Origin of the sequence: Bacillus sp. AY2-1, assembly GCF_008368965.1 — a bacterium.
In the GTDB taxonomy this organism is placed as follows: Bacteria; Bacillota; Bacilli; order Bacillales; family Bacillaceae_G; genus Bacillus_A; species Bacillus_A thuringiensis_S.
The window spans coordinates 1-19,028 of the sequence record NZ_QPEL01000059.1; the positions used below are offsets into that span (position 1 = coordinate 1).

Sequence of the window (19,028 nt, forward strand, 5' to 3'; positions counted from 1 at the left end):
GAAATAAATACTCTTAAAAGTAAAAAATTACTATTAACTCAAAGAAAAAATGATGAATTTAATGCCTTCAATGAACATATTTCACAGATTGAAGAATGTTTTCAAGAATTATCTGAGATAGCATATAATACTGCCGGTGTACTTAACATTCAATTTGACAGTAATATAAATGAGAGAAATAATTCCACAACTGGGCGTGTGAAAATTCAATGTGAACTACCAGATGATCGATCACATGGGATAAACTACATGAAAATAAATATGTTCGATTTGAGCTGGTTTCTTACTTCTCTCAGCAACAATCTACCGAAAATAACATTTTTATTTCATGATGGTTCTTATTCCAAGCCTAATCCTGCTGTAAAAGGAAAAATACTTAAGCATGTAGACTCCGTTTTAAATAACCTTGGTAAAGGACAATATTTTGTTACAATTAATAAAAATGAAATTCTAACTGAGGACTTCACTCACTTTGATAAAGAAAATAAATTTATCGCCAGACTAGATCGTGAAGATAACAATCAAAATCGCTTCTTTGGGTTTAAACTTTATACTAACTAAGGCCCCACGCTTATTTTACTATTTCTCATTTCTGGTAATATTTATTCCTAAATAAATATTACCAGAAGCTTTCGATATAAAAAGAATACCATAGGTATTTTTAACCTACGGCCAATCATTTAAAATGATCAACTCGGTTCCGATATGTATTAAAACTCTATACCAACTTCTCTTCCATCACCACACCAACCTATACTCCTTTCACCTTAACTTTGCATTTTCAAGAGCCTCATGCTGTTCCTAAATTTTTTACTATATATGTAGCAACACATCATAATAGTCAGGAAGTTTTTCTAATATAATAATTCACTTCTTAACATCTTGAAATTTTTCGTTTTTTCAATCTTAGTCCTCCCACCTTACTTCACAATATATACCTTTTTCTTGTTTCCGTATCACTAACACTATATTTCTGACAAAAGGCTATACCCTAAAATATACATTTTAAGTTTTTAAATCTAAAATTACAAAAAAGTCTTCCCATCCATATTCTTTATATTATAATATAAAGAAGAACGTATGTTCTTTAATAGTTTGAATGGAGTGAAAATATGTTTCAATCGCAACCCTACTACACAACACAACTTGAAGATTATATCCAGCACTTGTACCAATCCTTATCTATAATTGTTCCTGAACAAATTGATATGATGGAGATTGCGAAAAAGTTAAACATTTGGCTGTATTTTGCTCCATTTGGAAGCCATGCAATAGAAAGAAATCAAATAGCTAACTTAGTTATTGATAACCGTATCTCTCAGCAAGAACAATGGGAGGATTTTGGCCATGAGACCTGTCATATCCTATTTCATTCAGGTAATCAATTATTAATGCATCAAATGTTTCTAGATTATCAAGAAGCAAAGGCTAAAAACTTCGCACAACAATTTTGTGTACCTACTTTTATGTTAAGAAAGCTTCCTCCCCTACAGTTAAAAGCATATATAATCTCAGAAAAATTCAATGTAACAACACAGTTTGCTGAAAAAAGACTTTTACATTATGAAAATCAATTATTAGCAAGTAAATTTCAAAATCAAATATCACAATACCATAATTTTCAAAAATAACGATTCAGGAGGTGTTGAATATGAAAGGAAGTTTTCGTAAACGTGGAAATACGTGGTCTTTTACAATTGATATCGGTATAGATTCAACCACAGGAAAACGACAGCAAAAAAGTAAAAGTGGATTTAGAACAAAAAAAGAAGCTCAAAATGCTGCTGCAACAATGATTACAGAGATAGAGAAAGGAATATATTTTGATGACAAACAATTAACTGTTTTAGATGTATGGGAAAAGTTAAAGCCTCTTCGTAAAGCTGAATTAAAAATAACATCGTATGAAAAAGACATGAGCTTAATCAGACTTTATATCCTTCCTACATATGGCTATAAAAAAATTAAAAGCATTAAGCCTGTAATGATTCAAAGCTATTATGCTGAACTTAAAGAAAAGGGTCTGTCAAATGGTACAATCAGCAATATTCATCGCTGCTTCAGATGCATATTCAAACATGCTGTAGAGTGGGAAATCATACATAATAATATAATGAATAAAGTAAAAAAACCGCGTGAAGAGCGAGTTGAAATGAAAACTTGGTCTAGTGAAGAATGTAATCGATTCCTCCAGTATCTAAAAGAAAAAAATATTAAGTACCATATGTTCTTCTTACTTGCAATCTATACAGGTATGAGACGCGGAGAATTACTTGCACTAACATGGAAAGATATTGACTTTGATAATAAACGCATTGTGGTTAATAAATCACTGGTAAAAACAGAAAAAGGATTATTTAAAGCTGCTACAAAAACTAAGTCTTCAAACAGAAGTATTAGTATCTCTTCTTTTGTTATAGAAAAGTTACAATCCTACTACTCCTATAAAAAGAAAGAATTTTTCCGCTGGGGTATACATTTAAATGAAGAAGCTTTTATTTTCACCGGCAATACGATACATTCGCCCTTACATATAGATACTCCTCATCGCTTTTTGAATGATCACTATAAAAAAGCTGGTGTTCCTCGGATTCGTATACACGACTTACGACATACTCACGCTACACTAATGCTTCAGGCTGGGGAACACCCTAAAATCGTACAAGATCGCTTAGGACATTCATCTATTCAAATGACTTTAGACAAGTATAGTCACATCACGCAGAACATGCAGCAACAAGCAGCAGAAAACTTCGAGAGCATAATAAAATCTAATGAAAACACCTGATAACATATGAAAAGATTTAATGTGAGCAAAATGTGAGCATCGAGGAAAACCAACACTTATAAACCTTGATATAATAAGGTTTTCCATACTATATCGTTGAATCTTGGGAGAAGAATGAGCAGTTTTAGGGTTGTTTATTTGATAAAATATAAAAAACACAAAAGTGCCAAACCCCTTATACCACAAGGGTTTTGGCACTTTTTAATATCTAAAACAAATTTTATTGAAATAATTATTTTTATAGATTTTCATACTTTTTTATATAGTACGTGAACAAAATGTGAGCAAATATGTGAACATATACAGTACAAAATTACACCTTTGTATACACATTTTTAGAAACATCTTACGTTTATCAAACAATAACCAAAAGACGTACCTGCAACCTCATCATATAAATAATAGATATTAAAAAGAGGACACTATAAGCGCCCTCTTCCTTAGGTTTTAAATATGTTCTCCATGATCCATAAACACTTCAATTGCTTCGTTTTGTGGTATGTCTTTTACATTAGTAAGACCAAAAGTAAAAACAGCGGATAACATCATCATTAATAAGATTGCTTTTTTCATTTTAGCGCCCTTCTTTCTATGCTCTTTTTGTCTGCATCTAAAGCGATGTGCAAATACTTGCTTGCTTTTCTGTGATTTTCTGAACCATAGAATATTTCACCTAAAAGAGAAGCATATTCTTTTACCCAATCATATAATTCTTCTTTTTCAAAATACGAAATACCTTCTATAACCACATTTTCTAATTCTTCTTGCGGTACATAGTTATGTACTGCTTTTAAAATTCGGAAATGATGACGATAACATAAGTCGCTAATCTTATAGCCATTCTCAATATATTCATTAGTGATATGACTATAACCTAACTTAAAATGTTCTCTTGCTAAAAGAAACATAGTTTTAGCGTTATTTTCTAATGAATCCTCTAAGTGTTTAATTGCTAACTCTGGCATGTTTTGACTTGCGTATAAAAGTCCTAAATTATGCTTAACTCGTTTAATAAGAAGTTCATCATTAGATTTTTGGAAGGTACCTAGTGCTGAAAGTAAATATTCCTCTGCACTTTCGAATTCATTTAGTCGAATGTGTGCCATTCCTAAAGTATTTAAGCATGCTGCAGTTTTTAATTCATACCCTGGACTAATTGAAAATACTTCATTCGCCTTTGTAGCAAATTGAACTGCTAAGATCGGTTTTAATACGTGATAGTAATGGACTGCAAGCCAATAATTAAATTCAGCTTTTTCAATTTCATCATGCATGTACTCTAAAAACGTTTCAGCTTTTTCAAATTGCATTCTTGCTTCACTATGGTTTGCTTTATTAATAGCGTAAATTGCTTTAAATAAATGATGATAGTACTCTAAAAATGTTTCTGTAGACTCTGGTAAAGGCTCGATTTTGTCCAGAATATCTTTTGTACTATCCATATCCCGAATTAGCAGTTTATACCGTGCATTCAATAAAGCGTAGTAGACTAATATCGTTTGGTCTTCCTTAATATTATTGATTTTATTTGCAATATCTTCTTTTATTTTCTGAGACTGTAATACACGTTGTGAAATCATAGCTTGATACCAGTCGTTTAATAATTTTGTGATTTCTTCTTTAGAAATAATGTCAACACTCATCTACTTCTACCCCCTTTTGTTAAATGTTATCATGACATGCTTGTTTGCATAAATAAGTTTTTGAATATTCTAACTTAAAAAATTATTTTTGAATATTCATGTTAACAAAATGGTCCCTTTTCAAACCCCAAAAAAGAACGCACGTTTGTTTGTAGTGGAGTAAAAAAAAACAAAAGTGAGGTATTACATCATGGAATATAACGGCTTTCCTGTAGTACGTGGAAGAGGTATGGTGAAATGGAATCCGTTTGCTTCAATACCGGAGCAATACGAGGAAATACATAGAATGTTTGAGGAACAATATAAAGTACCTAAACCTTTTTTAACACAAGATACTATGGAACGAATAGAAAGAGCGTTAATGCAATCTTTTCACGAGGAAGAAGAAATACATACCTCATACTATCGTGATGGAATGGTGCAAGACATGTACATAAATGTATTACATATTGAACCGATGACGAAAACTATATATTGTACAGATGCTTTTGGTTTGAATACTAAGTTTAAGTTTGATGAATTGGTGAATATAAATTAAAAGAAGCCGCCCGGCAGTACTGAAGTGCACCCCAATTGTTAGACACAGCCTAACAATTGGGGTGCACTTCACATATATAGGTGGCTTTTGTACGACAAAAAAGAGCTCTGCTATACAGCAGAGCAAAAGAAAAATATATAACCCTATAAAAATAACACAAATTATTGATACTTTCAAAAGACGAAATTTAAATTTCCATCACAATAATACCTATGTTTAAGTATGAAACATTCTACCTTCACTATAGCTATGAATATTCTTATTTTAGAATTCCATAGTATCCAAATAGCTCTTTGAGAGATACCTCAATACCGAACTTCTTCAAAGAATCTTTTCTTTGTTCAAAGAGAAGTTCTAAAACTTTTTTCTTATCTTTGTCTCTTCCATAATGAATCAACCTATGACAGTTCGGACATATACTAACTATATTTCCAACAACATCTAAACTATTTTCAAAATCAATTCATTTATACGATTAATTGTGTAAGAATTATGATGTGTGATTTCTCCTAATTCCTTGTACTGCCTTACGCTTTTTTTCCATTTCACAATTACAACATTATTTTTTTGTAACTGTTTAAATTGCTCTTATTTTTCAAAGTTTTCAAAATTCATATCAATTCCCCTTTGTATGAAAATGAAATTTCTATAATAAAACTTTATAAGCTTTATATATCCATTCTTCATCTTTGTCTTCTTCCACATAAAAGATTTCTATTTTTATTTCCATACCATTTTCCATTAAAACGTGTGCTTCATATTTCCTATCTACATAACTAGCACAATCAATATTGTCTGCTACTATTTCTCTCCATTTATCAGGTAAACTATCATAAAAACGTTCAATGGCCGCTACTAAAACTAAATCTTCTAAATGAGCAGTTTTAGGGTTGTTTATTTTTAAAAACATCAAAAATGCCAAATCCCTTATATCACAAAGGATTTGGCATTTTTAAGTATCTAGAATACGCGCTAAATTTAAGGAGAAATTAACAGACATGAGTCCGGTATAATGCCGTGTCCACACCCAAGGATCGGTTACATAAAATAACGTATCTAACCTGGGAAGTCTATTAGTCTTTTCCCCTTATAGTAACACTCTCTTCTACTAAGACCTTTTCTTTCTAGGGCCTACAATTAATTTAATCGCTGTTCTCTCTTCATTATTGATAGAAATCTCTTGAAACGCTGGAACAAAAGCTAAGTCAATACCACTTGGAGCGACGAACCCTCTTGCAATCGCAATTGCTTTAATCGCTTGATTTATAGCTCCAGCCCCAATCGCTTGAATTTCCACATTACCACTTGTTCTTAGTACACCTGCTATTGCACCTGCGACTGAATTTGGGCTTGATTTTGAAGATACCTTTAATATATTTTCCATGTAAGTTGCTCCTTCTATTATTTAATCTCTCTTTCGTTACAATTTTAAATATTTTAGCGTATCTTTAATTACTATTCACACCAAAAACAAACGATGCTTCATATGTACATTTATTCTATTTTTTCTGACTTCTTCCTGCCCAGCTACACAAATAAAAACAAAAAATAAATAATCTAATATACATACGATTAAATATCATAGCTTCACCAAACGATAACATCCATACAGCAAAAGATAATATTGCTGTTTTGTCATACGAAATTAATATAGTAAAGTGAAACTTTACTCAGTGGGGGGTTTTGTTCATCCCCACCTAACTTCTTTGCTTTCGCTGAATTTTGAGGTGGGAGTCTTACTGCTCGGAAAATAGCGGGATAAACGTTTCCTCGTTACTTCAATCCATTTAGAAATCCCATTCATTTTTCTATCAAATTCTGAACCTTATCATCTTCAAAAAGTGTTAAAGGTAATACCCCAATACTACATTTCATCATTTGACCACTTTATATTCCAAATCTATCTCCTTTTATAGTACAAGCATACACGCCAATTGTGATTCATTTTCATAAACTATTATGTGTTTTACATTTATTAAGAATAGGAGGTAATATATTGGGTTCATACTATCATTCTTCAAACTCGTATAAAAAATGCTCATGCAAATCTTCTTCCAGTTCAAATAAAAAATGTTCATGTGACCATTCACATAAACGAAGCTGTCCTGCATACGGAACTTTTTGGCAAACTGAATTTATAACTGTTCCTTTTGGCAACCCTTTTCCATTTAATCACGTTGGACCTTTAGCAGGAGGCGTTTCCTTACTAAACCCTACTACTATACAATTTAGACAAGCTGGTGATTATAGAGTTTCGTTCATTTCCAGTATTAATACTACTTTAAATCCTGTATTTCCACATATCCCAGTCATAACTATATTTTTAAATAACAATCCACTTGCTAATAGTCAAGGTGACTTCGCTATTCAAATGAATACTTCATCAAATAACGAATGTCTTCAACTCGTTGGCGAAACGATTGTTACAGTGCAAGCTAATTCAACTCTTCACCTTAGAAATAATAGTGGCTTTAATCGTCAAAGTATTGTAACTTGTGACAATGGTATAAATTCAGTTGAATTAACAGTTACAAAACTAAGTTAATATTATTTCTTCACATTCAGATGCTATTTCAGCATCTTTTTTTATTGAATAACAGTTTTCTTCGACTTTTATTATCTCTCATCACGCAAAAAAAGTGCAGAATTCTTTCTAACACAAGATTTCTGCACTTTTATATTATGCTTATTTATTCTTCCTTATTTCTCTACATAAACCGACTTAACAATCGTACGATTATATGGTTTTCCTTCTTTATTCATCCCTTTTATATCCATCGTAACGTTATATACTCCCGGTTGTTTTATATCTTTCAAAGCACCTGTAAATGTATTCGTATTAACATTTTGTAATTCATTAAATTCAGAGACTAACTTACCTTCTTTATTAACGACTCTTACTGTTATGGAAAGATCCCCTTTCATTTCAGGTGCCATTGGTGATTTTTTCAGTTTATACTCAGGTTTATTTACTTTAACTTTTGTAGGTATTTGAAGAACAAATGGTGCGTCATTCTTGTAATCGCTTACAACTAAATATGCATCTTTCGACTGCTTCGCCATCATTTTGATTTTCCATTCGCCTACTTCCAATTTATCAAACTTAAATGTTCTAATTGTCGCCCCATTAAAGAAAGATTCGCCTTCACCAGTAGTTATAGCGCTATCTTTATTTGCATATATTTTTCCTTTTGGAGATACCATTTGTACTTCTACATCAGAAGAAGCAGTTAGTACAGAAACGATTCCTTCCGCTTTTTTATCAACTGTAACGGTTTGCTCTATCCACTGATTTTGTGGTAATTCGCCTCCTAAAATATTTTGATTTGAAGTTGTATTTAATTGTTCTAGATCTTCATTTGAACTAGTGCTGGATGCTACTAAAGCTGGTAATTCCACATTTGTCGTACGTAAATATGGTTCGATTCGTGTAAAAACAGCTGATCCTTTTCTTATATTGTCATGATCAAATCTGGAATCTGTAAATAAATGTGTACCGTACGATAGCTTCGCACTCCATTCATTTACTAGTCCATCATTTGAACCGTACGATGATAAATATAACCCGCCCATAGATAATGCAGAAAATGTTGGCCCCCAGCTAGTCCCAGTAGCCGTATAGTAACGGTTTAATTTAGCTGCTGGGTTATTATCTATTGTTGAACGAAACTTTGCCATTTCACCTATTTGTAACGAGTACGTACCATCATCTTTTTGACCTAATATAGAAGCTAGCCACCCTGCCCACCAACTATATGACAAATCTGCTAAATTTGAGCCGTGATGCGGTGTAGCAAGTGTAATAACATTTCCAACAAATCGATTCGCATCATATTCAACTAATGCGGCTTGTGTATCAATACCACCTTTACTATGCGCTACAATATTAACTTTTTTACCGAAATGATTATATATTTCTTCAAGTTTTTGTGCTAACAGTTTTCCGTTATCCCACTGACTAGCCGAACCTTTCCCCGCAGCATCATATAATTGTATAAACACTGTTTGATAGCCTGCTTTCAAAGCATAATCATACATATCATTTATATCATGATATACTGTCTTTCCATACCAACTATCCGCATTACCATTTCTTCCTTGTACAAAGAGAATTGGTGGTTTATTCTCATCATAATTAGCAGGTTTTTGGCCTAAAAACCATTCCCCAGGTGTAAATACTTCTGTGTCAGGAAACCCCTTTCCAAGCTCTTTTACAACTTCTGCCTGTACATTTGTGCTAATCGTTGGAGCCATGATAAAAAATACAATTAGTAAGGCCACACATCTTCTCATCAGTCTCATATTACTCCCCCTATTTTTTTGAAAGAAGGTGTTCTTTATAATATTTTATATTTTCCCTTCCTTAATAATAGCTAATCTTTGATTTTAAAAAGATGTTAGCCCTATTTTTAGAAGGTTACTAGTTGTGTACCCTCTTCCTTAACTCTCGTTATTCTCTTTGTTTCTACCTCTTCCTTTTGATAGAATACGACAAAAAAGTTTCTCAATAATTGTTAACTTCGCTACATCCAGATATTTTTTAAATCATTATTGTTTATATAAAGCATACAAATCTTGAAAAAATTTTAGTAAAAAAACATTTTATTACTAGTTAGTTATTTAAAAACATAATAAAGATATGTACTTTCTTTTCAATAAATACAAAATAATTTTAAAGGACCCTATATTGTAAGGCTTTCCTACAATTAAAAATCAAACTGAAATTTCCGAATAAACAATCATATTTCCAGAAACATATATTATGATAATTTCCGCGCACTTGAATTAACCTTGTAGAAGTACTAACCTATCGGTGAGCAGAAGAAAATTCTGTAAAAAGAAAGGAGAATACTTTATGATGACCAATTTACAAAAGGAGTTTTTTGAACGCTTAAAAATTCCTGCAAAAGAAATAACATTTGATGATTTAGATGAAATCTTATTAAAAATGGGAATGATTCTCCCCTATGAAAATCTTGATATTATGGCTGGTACTATTAAAAATATCTCAAAAGATAACTTAATAGAAAAGTTACTTATTCAAAAACGAGGTGGACTTTGTTATGAATTAAACTCCTTATTGTATTATTTTTTAATTGATTGTGGGTTTCAAGTATACAAAGTAGCCGGTACTGTTTATGATCTTTACGATAATAAATGGAAGCCCGATGATGGTCATGTCATTATCATATTAAGTCATGAGAATAAAGATTATGTTGTGGATGCAGGTTTTGCATCTCATCTCCCTTTACATCCAGTCCCTTTTAAAGGAGAAGCCATCTCCTCTCAAACAGGAGAATATCGAATTCGTAAACGAAATACTCGAAAAGGTACGCATATTTTAGAAATGAGAAAAGGAGCTAACGGAGAATCTACAAGTTTCTTACAATCTGAACCTTCAAATGAATGGAAAATAGGTTATGCTTTCACTTTAGATCCAATAGATGAGAAAAAAGTGAATAACATTCAAAAAGTGATTGTAGAGCATAAAGAATCTCCTTTTAATAAAGGGGCTATCACTTGTAAATTAACTACTTATGGTCACATATCGTTAACAAATAAAAATTACACAGAAACCTTTAAAGGCACCAAAAATAAACGACCAATAGAATCTAAAGATTATGCTCGCATTCTTCGTGAATCTTTTGGAATAACGCAAGAGAAATATGTAGGAAAAACACTAGAAAGAGGTTAGTTGACTAGAAGTATTTCATAATAAAGCAGATTCTATATTTAGAATCTGCTTTATTTTATATTTTGTTATAAATTAATTTAATTTTGTTGTTACCCTTTAATTTTCAATTATATACTCATCATCATATTTATCGTATTGTAACCCTTTCCCTATCTTTGATTCTGTAACTTGATCTCTTAAAAACGGTGCAGCACCCATTTTGCTAGTTGCAATTTCAATTCCATATTTTTTCGTTAAATGAGCTAACTCTATTAAAAACCACTCTCTTCGCAATGTAACTGGAATATCAAATGTTTTTCTTTTCATATATAATAGCACCTCTTTTATTTTCATAGCTTAAAAACATCACTGGATGCACTTATTAAAACTACCTTCCACCCCTAACATCCAATGAAACATTATAGTATATGCATGTCCATTTCAAACGTGCTATCACAAATATGATATTAAAGTTTACATAATTATATTATGTAATAATAGAAGAGAAAGGCATGTCCCTTCCTCTTCTATTATAGATATTTAAATTAAGAACATCTTGGTACACCTAAAGCTAAAAATAAACCTGCTACTCCCGCAGTAATCGGTACTTTTAACGTAATAACATCGTCTACCTTCGTTACTAAAAAGTAAGCATTACCTTCTTGTAATATACAAGTTACCAACAATTGAAATTCCATTCAAATCTCCTCCTTTCAATCGATATACTATAATTTATGAAATCTCTTTCAAAAAGTAATAGTAAATATATCTATTTTCCCTTATATGCAAATAAATGTTTATAAGTCTAGTAAAAATATTAATTTTCTAAATTTATATAAAACGTGTAATATCCAATAAGTTCCTATATAATCAATAAGAAAAATCTTACAAATGGAGGTATGAAAATGACGATTTTGAGTAATATTGGTGCAGCTTTATTTTTTATTGCTTTTATTCTTTTAATCTTATGTATCATTTCATTCTTTAAAAAAAATGGAAAAGCAAAACAATATGGACGTCCTACCGTTATTCTTTTTATGATTTCAATTATATTAATAGTGACTGGTACAACAAAATCTGAACACCCAGTCATCGAATTTTTTGCTATTTTAAGTTTCATTCTATTTATATTCTTCCTTGTACTTGCAATATTATCTGTTATTAAGAAAACAGGTGTAGCAAAAAAACAATTTATTATTACAGCCGTATTATTTGTCATTTTTGTTGCGCTATTAGGTATTTCAGCTCCTTCTTCTGAAAAAACGACAGCAACTAGTACAAAAGTTGCCTCTAACAATGAAGAACAAAAAGATAGCGAAAAGAAAAAAGAACTAGAAAAGAAAGAGGCTGACGAAAAAACTCAAAAGCAAGAAGATGAGAAGCGTCAAGCCGAGGAACAAGCTCGTAGCCGAAGAACAAGCTCGTAAGCAAGAGGATGAAGAACGTCTAGCTGATGAACAGGCTCGTAAACAACAAGAAGAACAAAAACGTCAGGCTGATGAACAAGCTCGTAAGCAACAAGAAGAACAAAAACGTCAGGCTGATGAACAAGCTCGGAAGCAACAAGAAGAGCAAAAAGCACAGCAAACTCAAACACAACCTACCTCAGGAAATACTAGTAGTGCATATTACAAAAATTGTGATGCAGTTAGAGCTGCGGGGAAAGCTCCTCTATATAAAGATCAACCAGGATATAGTCGTAAACTAGATAGAGACGGCGATGGAGTTGCATGCGAATAATAGTAATAAAAAAGAAGCTTAGTAAAAGCTTCTTTTTTTACTGTAATGCCTTACATTTAATATCCCTTTCTCTTATTTAGATGTGTTCTTAAATAAATTTCATACTATTATTCTCAAAAATGACACATAATAAGTGATTTCAATCACCACATTGATTTTCATTTATCGCTATTCTTAATTTAGTAATTACATTCAAACTTTATGGAGGCGTTCATATGAAACATACATTTACTGAAACTTCTATTGTCGGTGAGATCGTTACACAATTCCCGAAAGCTAGTGATCTTTTTAAATCATATAGAATAGATTTTTGTTGTGGTGGCAATAAACCGCTTATTGATGCAATTCATGAAAGAAATTTATCAGCTACTGAAGTGCTTACAGAGTTAAATACGCTTTATAATAATATGAAACGATTAAATGAATCTGAAATTGATTGGAAAAATGCTTCTTATCGCGAATTGATTGATTATGTTATAAATAAGCATCATCGCTATTTAAATGAAGAGTTGCCACAATTAAGTCCGTATGTGACAAAAGTATTACGTGTTCATGGGGCAAGTCAGCCTCATTTAGCTCAAATTCATAAGCTATTTCATGAACTAAAGATGGAACTAGAACAACATTTAATTAAAGAAGAAACAGAAGATTTTCCATTAATTTTAGAATTTGAACAAAATCCAACTGAAGAAAACTATGTGAAGTTACGTAAAGTAGTAGATGAGTTGGAAAATGAACATAACCACGCAGGCAACATTATTAAAGAGCTTCGTAAAGTTACAAATGACTTTACTCCTCCAGAAGGAGCTTGCGGCACTTATCGACTTGTTTACCAACGCCTTGAAGCACTAGAGTCTGATTTATTTGAGCATATTCATGTAGAAAATAACATTTTATTTCCACGTGCAATTACGAGAGTGTAAATTAAGTGCAGGACATGAGTGTAAATACTTATGTCCTGTTTTTTCATTTGGTAAAGAATATACACATCCCTCTCGAATAAGTCCGAATTTTAACAATTTGTGAATCATTGTAAAAATGTGATAAATATCACATCTCCCTCTTTTTAAATTTTCTATAATAGAAATATAATCCTTTGTTCAACACTTCACATAAAAAGGGGAAACGAAAATGAAAAAACGTTTAGTTATGATCGGAAATGGTATGGCTGGCATACGTTGTATGGAAGAAATATTAAAACATGATAGTGATTCATATGAGATTACTATTTTTGGAGATGAACCACATCCAAACTACAATCGCATTATGCTCTCTCATGTTTTACAAGGCAAAACAAATATGCAAGATATCATTATGAATGAATATAGTTGGTATGAGGAAAATGAAATAACTTTGTATACAGATGAAAGGGTTCAAAGTATTAACCGAGAAGAAAAAATAATTATCACAGAAAAAAATCGTACTCTTACATATGACAAACTAATTATCGCAACAGGTTCTAGTGCTTTTATTTTGCCCGTTGAAGGTTCTACTCTTCCTGGCGTAACAGGATTTCGAACTATTGAAGATACACAATTTATGATTGATACCGCTAATGAAAAGAAAAAGGCTGTTGTCATTGGTGGTGGATTACTTGGCTTAGAAGCTGCAAGAGGTCTTATTGATTTAGGAATGGACGTATATGTCGTTCATTTAATGCCAAGCTTAATGGAGCAACAACTAGATGCCAAAGCAGCTTCTCTATTACGCGAAGATTTAGAAGCGCAAGGCATGCAATTTCTAATGGAAAAGAAAACTGTAAAAATTCTTGGTACAGACCATGTTGAGGGCATTCAATTTGAAGATGGTGAAGTTGTAGATTGTGATTTAATCGTAATGGCTGTCGGAATACGCCCAAATACGCAAATAGCAAAAGATGCTGGTTTAATTGTAAATCGCGGTATTGTAGTCAATGACTATATGCTAACAAATGATGAATCCATTTATGCAGTTGGAGAATGTGCAGAACATGACGGTATCGCATATGGACTTGTTGCTCCTCTTTATGAACAAGGTGCGATATTAGCAAAACATATAACGAATTTACAAACTGATGGATATACGGGCAGTATCGTCGGTACGCAATTAAAAGTTGCAGGTTGTGATTTATTCTCTGCTGGCCAAATTTATGAAGATGACCAAACGAAAGCAATATCCATCTTTGATGAATGTAAACGTTCTTATAAAAAAGTATTAATTCGTGACAATAAAGTCGTCGGTATCGTTTTATATGGTGACACAGCTGACGGTACACGCCTCTTTAGCATGTTAAAGAAAGAAGAGGATATACAAGAATATACAGCCGCTTCCCTTCTCCACAAAGCTGGTGAAGAAAGTGCACTTGACGTTGCTACAATGAGTGCGGATGACACGATTTGCGGATGTAATGGTGTTACGAAAGGTACAATCGTTCACGCCATTTTAGAACAAGAGTTAACGACTTTTGAAGAAGTTAAGGGCTGTACGAAAGCCGCAGGTTCTTGTGGTAAATGCCGTCCGCTTGTGGAACAAGTTTTATCTCATACACTTGGAGATGCTTTTGATGCCTCAGCGCAATCTGCCGGTATGTGTGGATGTACAACTTTATCCCGTGATGAAGTCGTAGCGGCCATTCACGAGAAAGGCTTAAAATCTCCAAAAGAAGTACGAAATGTTCTTGGTTTTGTACATGAAGAAGGCTGTTCAAAATGTCGTCCTGCTTTAAACTACTATTTACGTATGGCGATTCCAGAAGAATATGAAGATGATAAATCGTCCCGTTTCGTTAATGAAAGAATGAATGGTAACATCCAGCACGATGGTACATTCTCTGTTATTCCACGCATGTACGGAGGCGTTACAACAGCTGATGATTTAATGAAAATTGCTGAAGTTGCGAAAAAGTACGATGTTCCTCTTGTGAAAATTACAGGTGCAAGCCGAATCGGCTTATATGGTGTTAAGAAGCAAGATTTACCTAACGTATGGGCTGACTTACATATGACTTCGGGATATGCATATTCAAAATCGCTTCGTAATGTAAAATCATGTGTTGGTTCTCGCTTCTGCCGTTTCGGTACGAAAGATTCATTAGGACTTGGTATGTTGCTTGAACAATCATTAGAAATGGTAGATACACCTCATAAAATGAAGATGGGTGTAACGGGCTGTCCGCGTAACTGTGCGGAAGTACTGACGAAAGATTTTGGCGTTGTTTGTGTCGAAAATGGATACCAACTTTATATTGGCGGAAATGGTGGTACGGAAGTACGCGAAGCTGATTTTGTAATGATTGTCCCTACTGAAGATGATGTCCTTCGCATCGCTACAGCTTATATGCAATATTATCGTGAAACTGGTATTTATGGAGAGCGTACTGCCTACTGGACAGAACGTTTAGGCTTCGATCACATAAAAGAAATACTGCAAGATGCAAATATGGTCGCTAAGTTAAATGAACGTTTCCAAAAAGCTCGTGGCACATATAAAGAAGCATGGGGACAAGCACTAGAAACGAAATCATTAAAAGCGATGTATGAAGTAGAAACTGTGAAATAAGGAGCTGTGATCTATATGATACAAACGAAAGAAAAAATAAAAGTTATGCGTGCGGAAGACCTTCCTATTCAAATCGGTAAAGAGGTGCAAATGAATGGTATGTCTATCGCCCTATTCCGCCTTTCAAATGGAGATATTCGAGCTGTAGAAAATCGTTGTCCTCATAAAAACGGACCGTTAGCAGAAGGAATTGTATCTGGAGAATTCGTCTTTTGTCCACTGCATGATTGGAAAATTTCATTACTAACAGGTGAAGTGCAAAAACCTGATGACGGCTGTATCCAAACATACGAAGTAGAAGTTATTGATGGTGACATTTATATAAACATGTAATTTACGAAAGGAAGCCTCCTCTGGCTTCCTTTTACATAAAAATAGAAGAGGTGCGATTATGAACGGATATGTATATTTAGTTGGTGCAGGACCAGGTGATGAAGGGCTTATTACAAAGAAAGCGATAGATTGTTTAAAGCGTGCAGATATCGTTTTATATGACCGTTTATTAAACCCTTTCTTTCTTAGTTATACAAAAGAAACATGTGAACTTATGTATTGCGGCAAAATGCCAAAGAATCATATTATGCGACAAGAAATGATTAACGCCCACCTCCTTCAATTCGCACAAGAAGGAAAAATCGTTGTCCGATTAAAGGGCGGAGATCCATCTATTTTTGGCCGCGTTGGTGAAGAAGCAGAAACTTTAGCAGCAGCGAACGTTCCATATGAAATCGTACCAGGTATTACATCTAGCATCGCCGCTAGTAGCTATGCAGGTATCCCCCTCACCCACCGTAACTACAGTAATAGCATCACTTTATTAACTGGGCATGCAAAAGGCCCTTTAACCGATCATGGAAAATATAATTCATCCTATAATAGCGACACGATCGCCTACTACATGGGTATAAAAAACTTACCTACAATTTGTGAAAACTTACTACAAGCAGGAAAGAAAAAAGATACACCAGTAGCCGTCATTGAATGGGGTACAACTGGTAAACAACGTGTAGTCACAGGGACACTGTCCACCATTGTTTCTATCGTCAAAGACGAAAATATTTCTAACCCTTCTATGACAATTGTTGGTGATGTTGTTTCCTTACGTAATCAAATCTCTTGGAAAGAACGCAAGCCATTGCACGGCAAGAAAGTTTTACTTGCATCTGCAACAAATAAAAAAAGCGCAATAAAGCAAATGTTACAAGAGTCCGGTGCAGAAATATATCAAATTCCAATTTTCCAAAAGAAAGAATACACATTAACCTTTGAACAAATTAATAAGATTTTTAACGTTGATCGTCTTGTATTTTGTTCCGCTGAGAGTGTAGACATCTTAGTGCAATCATGTAGTAAATATCATAAAGATATTCGCTCCTTACAGGCAGAGCTTCAGTATATGAACCTTTCTATTCAAGAAAAGCTTATGCAATATGGATTGTTAAGTAAACCTGCGCAATTTTCTTCGAATTCAACGATTTATTTAGGACGAAACATTAACCGAATTGCTGTTATTCAAGAAAAAATTGGTGCTGGTTCCTATATGATGACTCATGAGTACACAATTGATCATCGCTTCGATGAAATTCATTCCCGTATGCTTTCTGAATTCTCATGGGACAGCATTGTATTTGAAGGTCGTGCTTCTATTGATACGTTTCTAGCAGAAATAAAACGCCTAGGCTTTATCAATATTCTTACTCTCCCATTCTCGTATACCGACGTTCCAACTTTACACTATGCGAATAAAGTCGGTTTTCATAATGTAGATGAGCAATTACAAGACATGATTATGAAGAAAGATTTGGTGGTACGATGAAAGGAATTGTATATGTTGGACACGGGAGCCGCTTACAAAAAGGTAACGAACAATTCATTCACTTTATTCAATCTGTTATAAAAGAACGTAACGAACGGATTCAAAAAATAGCTTTCCTAGAACTAACGACACCTACCATTTCGAATGCAGTTACAGAAGCAATACTAGAGGGTGCAACTGCAATAATGATTGTACCTGTTTTATTATTTGCAGCAGCTCACTATAAACGTGATATTCCTTTTGAGATAGAGAAAATACAAAAGCAATATCCACATATAACATTTTCAGTTGTACAACCTTTTAGTACACATCCACATATGGTTGAACTTGTAGTAAAAAGAATACGTGAAACTATGCCAATGCAAGGTAGTAGTGTTTTACTCGTAGGGAGAGGCAGTAGTGATCCACAGCCGTTACATGAATTACAACAAATCGGAGCAGCCGTCGAACGAAAACTCAGTATGCCAGTATCGTGCTCCTTTTTAACGAAAGGAACTCCCTCTTTTACTGCTGAGCTCAAGGCTATAACATCGACTTCATCCCATGTATATGTCATGCCGTACCTTCTCTTTACCGGATTATTACTTCAAAAAATTAAATTGCATGCAAAAAAATACGATCACGTTACAACTTGTAACTGTCTTCAGTTTGATAGATACATGAAGTTAACATTATTAGAACGAATGGAGGAATGCATATATGTATAACATGTACCCTCTTATGTTTAATTTAAATAAAAAAGTGGTCGTTATAGTTGGTGGTGGTAAAATCGCATATCGAAAAGCGGCCGGATTAAAGGATACAGGCGCTTTTGTCACCGTTATCAGCCCAGAAATTTGCGAGGAAATGAAGGAACTTCCTTATATTACTTGGAAGCAAAAAGCTTTTAGTAATAATGATATTAAAGATGCTCATCTTATTTATGCAGCTACAAATCAACATGCTGTAAATATGATGGTCAAACAGGCCGCCCATGATTTCCAGTGGGTTAACGTCGTAAGTGATGGTACAAAATCATCGTTTCACACACCTGGTGTCATCCGACATGATGAATATGTTGTCACTATTTCAACTTCAGGTAAAGATCCATCGTTTACGAAGCATTTGAAGCAGGAACTAACATCTATATTTCCTAAACTTATAAACAAGCTTTCTCGTACTCATAAAATGTAATCTATCACTTAGCTAAAATAGTAATTAACTTTGAACAAACGTTTTTTAGAGGCGTTTGTTCCTTTTGCTTTAGTTTCGCTTTTTAGGATCAGACAAACAATTGGACAAGAATCTGTGAA

Annotated in this window: 19 protein-coding genes and 2 pseudogenes; 13 read left to right on the forward strand and 8 right to left on the reverse strand. The window is 33.4% G+C overall.

The features are described from left to right. The 3 genes from DN403_RS14390 to DN403_RS14400 form a co-directional block, all read left to right on the forward strand. A partial coding sequence (locus DN403_RS14390; RefSeq protein ID WP_149185548.1) for a DUF2326 domain-containing protein occupies positions 1-561 on the forward strand: 561 nt, incomplete at its 5' end. A 551-nt stretch (positions 562-1,112) separates the two neighbouring features. Continuing rightward, positions 1,113-1,631, forward strand: coding sequence for an ImmA/IrrE family metallo-endopeptidase (locus tag DN403_RS14395; RefSeq protein WP_149185549.1), 519 nt, complete (start codon positions 1,113-1,115; stop codon positions 1,629-1,631). A 20-nt stretch (positions 1,632-1,651) separates the two neighbouring features. Continuing rightward, positions 1,652-2,788, forward strand: coding sequence for a site-specific integrase (locus DN403_RS14400; RefSeq protein ID WP_149185550.1), 1,137 nt, complete (start codon positions 1,652-1,654; stop codon positions 2,786-2,788). Positions 2,789-3,235: 447 nt separating this feature from the next. Here the strand turns inward: DN403_RS14400 and DN403_RS14405 are convergent, their stop codons facing one another. Both DN403_RS14405 and DN403_RS14410 read right to left on the reverse strand, forming a co-directional pair. Further along, the gene (locus DN403_RS14405; protein ID WP_000709202.1) at positions 3,236-3,361 is read right to left on the reverse strand and encodes a hypothetical protein; all 126 of its coding nucleotides are present in this window, start codon (positions 3,359-3,361) and stop codon (positions 3,236-3,238) included. Next, on the reverse strand, positions 3,358-4,431 hold the full coding sequence (locus tag DN403_RS14410; RefSeq protein ID WP_098213891.1) for a response regulator aspartate phosphatase: 1,074 nt from the start codon (positions 4,429-4,431) through the stop codon (positions 3,358-3,360). The genes DN403_RS14405 and DN403_RS14410 overlap by 4 nt, the downstream gene beginning before the upstream one ends. Before the next feature lie 190 nt (positions 4,432-4,621). On the opposite strand from DN403_RS14410, the gene DN403_RS14415 reads away from it, so the two are divergent. Continuing rightward, positions 4,622-4,969, forward strand: a complete 348-nt coding sequence (locus DN403_RS14415) for a YolD-like family protein (RefSeq protein WP_000456183.1) — start codon at positions 4,622-4,624, stop codon at positions 4,967-4,969. A gap of 259 nt (positions 4,970-5,228) precedes the next feature. Here the strand turns inward: DN403_RS14415 and DN403_RS32190 are convergent. From DN403_RS32190 to DN403_RS14430, 3 genes and pseudogenes are all read right to left on the reverse strand, one after another. Next, positions 5,229-5,429: pseudogene (locus DN403_RS32190) on the reverse strand (HNH endonuclease); the annotation flags it as partial. Between the two features lie 186 nt (positions 5,430-5,615). Then, on the reverse strand, positions 5,616-5,879 hold the full coding sequence (locus DN403_RS14425; protein ID WP_000478850.1) for a hypothetical protein: 264 nt from the start codon (positions 5,877-5,879) through the stop codon (positions 5,616-5,618). 198 nt (positions 5,880-6,077) lie between these two features. Then, positions 6,078-6,353: a stage V sporulation protein S gene (locus DN403_RS14430; protein WP_000427801.1), complete on the reverse strand. Its 276-nt coding sequence runs from the start codon at positions 6,351-6,353 to the stop codon at positions 6,078-6,080. Between the two features lie 612 nt (positions 6,354-6,965). Here DN403_RS14430 and DN403_RS14435 point away from each other — a divergent pair. Beyond that, positions 6,966-7,514, forward strand: a complete 549-nt coding sequence (locus tag DN403_RS14435) for a hypothetical protein (protein ID WP_000536157.1) — start codon at positions 6,966-6,968, stop codon at positions 7,512-7,514. Positions 7,515-7,669: 155 nt separating this feature from the next. On the opposite strand, the gene DN403_RS14440 is transcribed toward DN403_RS14435, so the two are convergent. Continuing rightward, a complete protein-coding gene (locus DN403_RS14440) occupies positions 7,670-9,271 on the reverse strand; it encodes an esterase/lipase family protein (protein WP_001238696.1) in 1,602 nt (533 codons plus the stop codon). A gap of 553 nt (positions 9,272-9,824) precedes the next feature. Between DN403_RS14440 and DN403_RS14445 the strand changes: the two genes are divergently transcribed. Beyond that, entirely contained in the window at positions 9,825-10,664 is an 840-nt protein-coding gene (locus DN403_RS14445; protein ID WP_000988895.1) for an arylamine N-acetyltransferase family protein, read from the forward strand. 96 nt (positions 10,665-10,760) lie between these two features. On the opposite strand, the gene DN403_RS14450 is transcribed toward DN403_RS14445, so the two are convergent. Beyond that, a complete protein-coding gene (locus DN403_RS14450; RefSeq protein WP_000824195.1) occupies positions 10,761-10,970 on the reverse strand; it encodes a hypothetical protein in 210 nt (69 codons plus the stop codon). 218 nt (positions 10,971-11,188) lie between these two features. After that, complete coding sequence (exsG, locus tag DN403_RS14455) at positions 11,189-11,341, reverse strand: exosporium protein ExsG (RefSeq protein ID WP_000395679.1); 153 nt, start codon at positions 11,339-11,341, stop codon at positions 11,189-11,191. A gap of 207 nt (positions 11,342-11,548) precedes the next feature. Between exsG and DN403_RS14460 the strand changes: the two are divergent. The 7 genes and pseudogenes from DN403_RS14460 (at position 11,549) to DN403_RS14490 (ending at position 18,909) form a co-directional block, all read left to right on the forward strand. Continuing rightward, positions 11,549-12,383 (forward strand): annotated as a pseudogene (locus DN403_RS14460) (excalibur calcium-binding domain-containing protein). A 215-nt stretch (positions 12,384-12,598) separates the two neighbouring features. Then, positions 12,599-13,306, forward strand: coding sequence for an iron-sulfur cluster repair di-iron protein (ric, locus tag DN403_RS14465; RefSeq protein WP_149185551.1), 708 nt, complete (start codon positions 12,599-12,601; stop codon positions 13,304-13,306). Positions 13,307-13,514: 208 nt separating this feature from the next. Next, entirely contained in the window at positions 13,515-15,920 is a 2,406-nt protein-coding gene (gene nirB / locus DN403_RS14470; RefSeq protein WP_149185552.1) for an NADPH-nitrite reductase large subunit, read from the forward strand. Between the two features lie 15 nt (positions 15,921-15,935). Further along, positions 15,936-16,253, forward strand: coding sequence for a nitrite reductase small subunit NirD (gene nirD, locus DN403_RS14475; RefSeq protein WP_000616697.1), 318 nt, complete (start codon positions 15,936-15,938; stop codon positions 16,251-16,253). A 58-nt stretch (positions 16,254-16,311) separates the two neighbouring features. Beyond that, complete coding sequence (locus DN403_RS14480; protein ID WP_086398560.1) at positions 16,312-17,736, forward strand: uroporphyrin-III C-methyltransferase; 1,425 nt, start codon at positions 16,312-16,314, stop codon at positions 17,734-17,736. Further along, positions 17,733-18,443: a sirohydrochlorin chelatase gene (locus DN403_RS14485; protein WP_000676490.1), complete on the forward strand. Its 711-nt coding sequence runs from the start codon at positions 17,733-17,735 to the stop codon at positions 18,441-18,443. The genes DN403_RS14480 and DN403_RS14485 overlap by 4 nt, the downstream gene beginning before the upstream one ends. Further along, a complete protein-coding gene (locus DN403_RS14490; RefSeq protein ID WP_000282581.1) occupies positions 18,436-18,909 on the forward strand; it encodes a precorrin-2 dehydrogenase in 474 nt (157 codons plus the stop codon). Before DN403_RS14485 ends, DN403_RS14490 begins: the two co-directional genes overlap by 8 nt. The last annotated feature ends 119 nt before the right edge of the window (positions 18,910-19,028 follow it).

Excerpts from the sequence above, each read along its gene's own strand:
- DN403_RS14395 (WP_149185549.1), top strand. The coding sequence starts at position 1,113 with ATGTTTCAATCGCAACCCTACTACACAACACAACTTGAAGATTATATC.
- DN403_RS14400 (WP_149185550.1), top strand. The coding sequence starts at position 1,652 with ATGAAAGGAAGTTTTCGTAAACGTGGAAATACGTGGTCTTTTACAATT.
- DN403_RS14405 (WP_000709202.1), bottom strand. The coding sequence starts at position 3,361 with ATGAAAAAAGCAATCTTATTAATGATGATGTTATCCGCTGTTTTTACT.
- DN403_RS14410 (WP_098213891.1), bottom strand. The coding sequence starts at position 4,431 with ATGAGTGTTGACATTATTTCTAAAGAAGAAATCACAAAATTATTAAAC.
- DN403_RS14415 (WP_000456183.1), top strand. The coding sequence starts at position 4,622 with ATGGAATATAACGGCTTTCCTGTAGTACGTGGAAGAGGTATGGTGAAA.
- DN403_RS14425 (WP_000478850.1), bottom strand. The coding sequence starts at position 5,879 with ATGTTTTTAAAAATAAACAACCCTAAAACTGCTCATTTAGAAGATTTA.
- DN403_RS14430 (WP_000427801.1), bottom strand. The coding sequence starts at position 6,353 with ATGGAAAATATATTAAAGGTATCTTCAAAATCAAGCCCAAATTCAGTC.
- DN403_RS14440 (WP_001238696.1), bottom strand. The coding sequence starts at position 9,271 with ATGAGACTGATGAGAAGATGTGTGGCCTTACTAATTGTATTTTTTATC.
- DN403_RS14445 (WP_000988895.1), top strand. The coding sequence starts at position 9,825 with ATGATGACCAATTTACAAAAGGAGTTTTTTGAACGCTTAAAAATTCCT.
- DN403_RS14450 (WP_000824195.1), bottom strand. The coding sequence starts at position 10,970 with ATGAAAAGAAAAACATTTGATATTCCAGTTACATTGCGAAGAGAGTGG.
- exsG (WP_000395679.1), bottom strand. The coding sequence starts at position 11,341 with ATGGAATTTCAATTGTTGGTAACTTGTATATTACAAGAAGGTAATGCT.
- ric (WP_149185551.1), top strand. The coding sequence starts at position 12,599 with ATGAAACATACATTTACTGAAACTTCTATTGTCGGTGAGATCGTTACA.
- nirB (WP_149185552.1), top strand. The coding sequence starts at position 13,515 with ATGAAAAAACGTTTAGTTATGATCGGAAATGGTATGGCTGGCATACGT.
- nirD (WP_000616697.1), top strand. The coding sequence starts at position 15,936 with ATGATACAAACGAAAGAAAAAATAAAAGTTATGCGTGCGGAAGACCTT.
- DN403_RS14480 (WP_086398560.1), top strand. The coding sequence starts at position 16,312 with ATGAACGGATATGTATATTTAGTTGGTGCAGGACCAGGTGATGAAGGG.
- DN403_RS14485 (WP_000676490.1), top strand. The coding sequence starts at position 17,733 with ATGAAAGGAATTGTATATGTTGGACACGGGAGCCGCTTACAAAAAGGT.
- DN403_RS14490 (WP_000282581.1), top strand. The coding sequence starts at position 18,436 with ATGTATAACATGTACCCTCTTATGTTTAATTTAAATAAAAAAGTGGTC.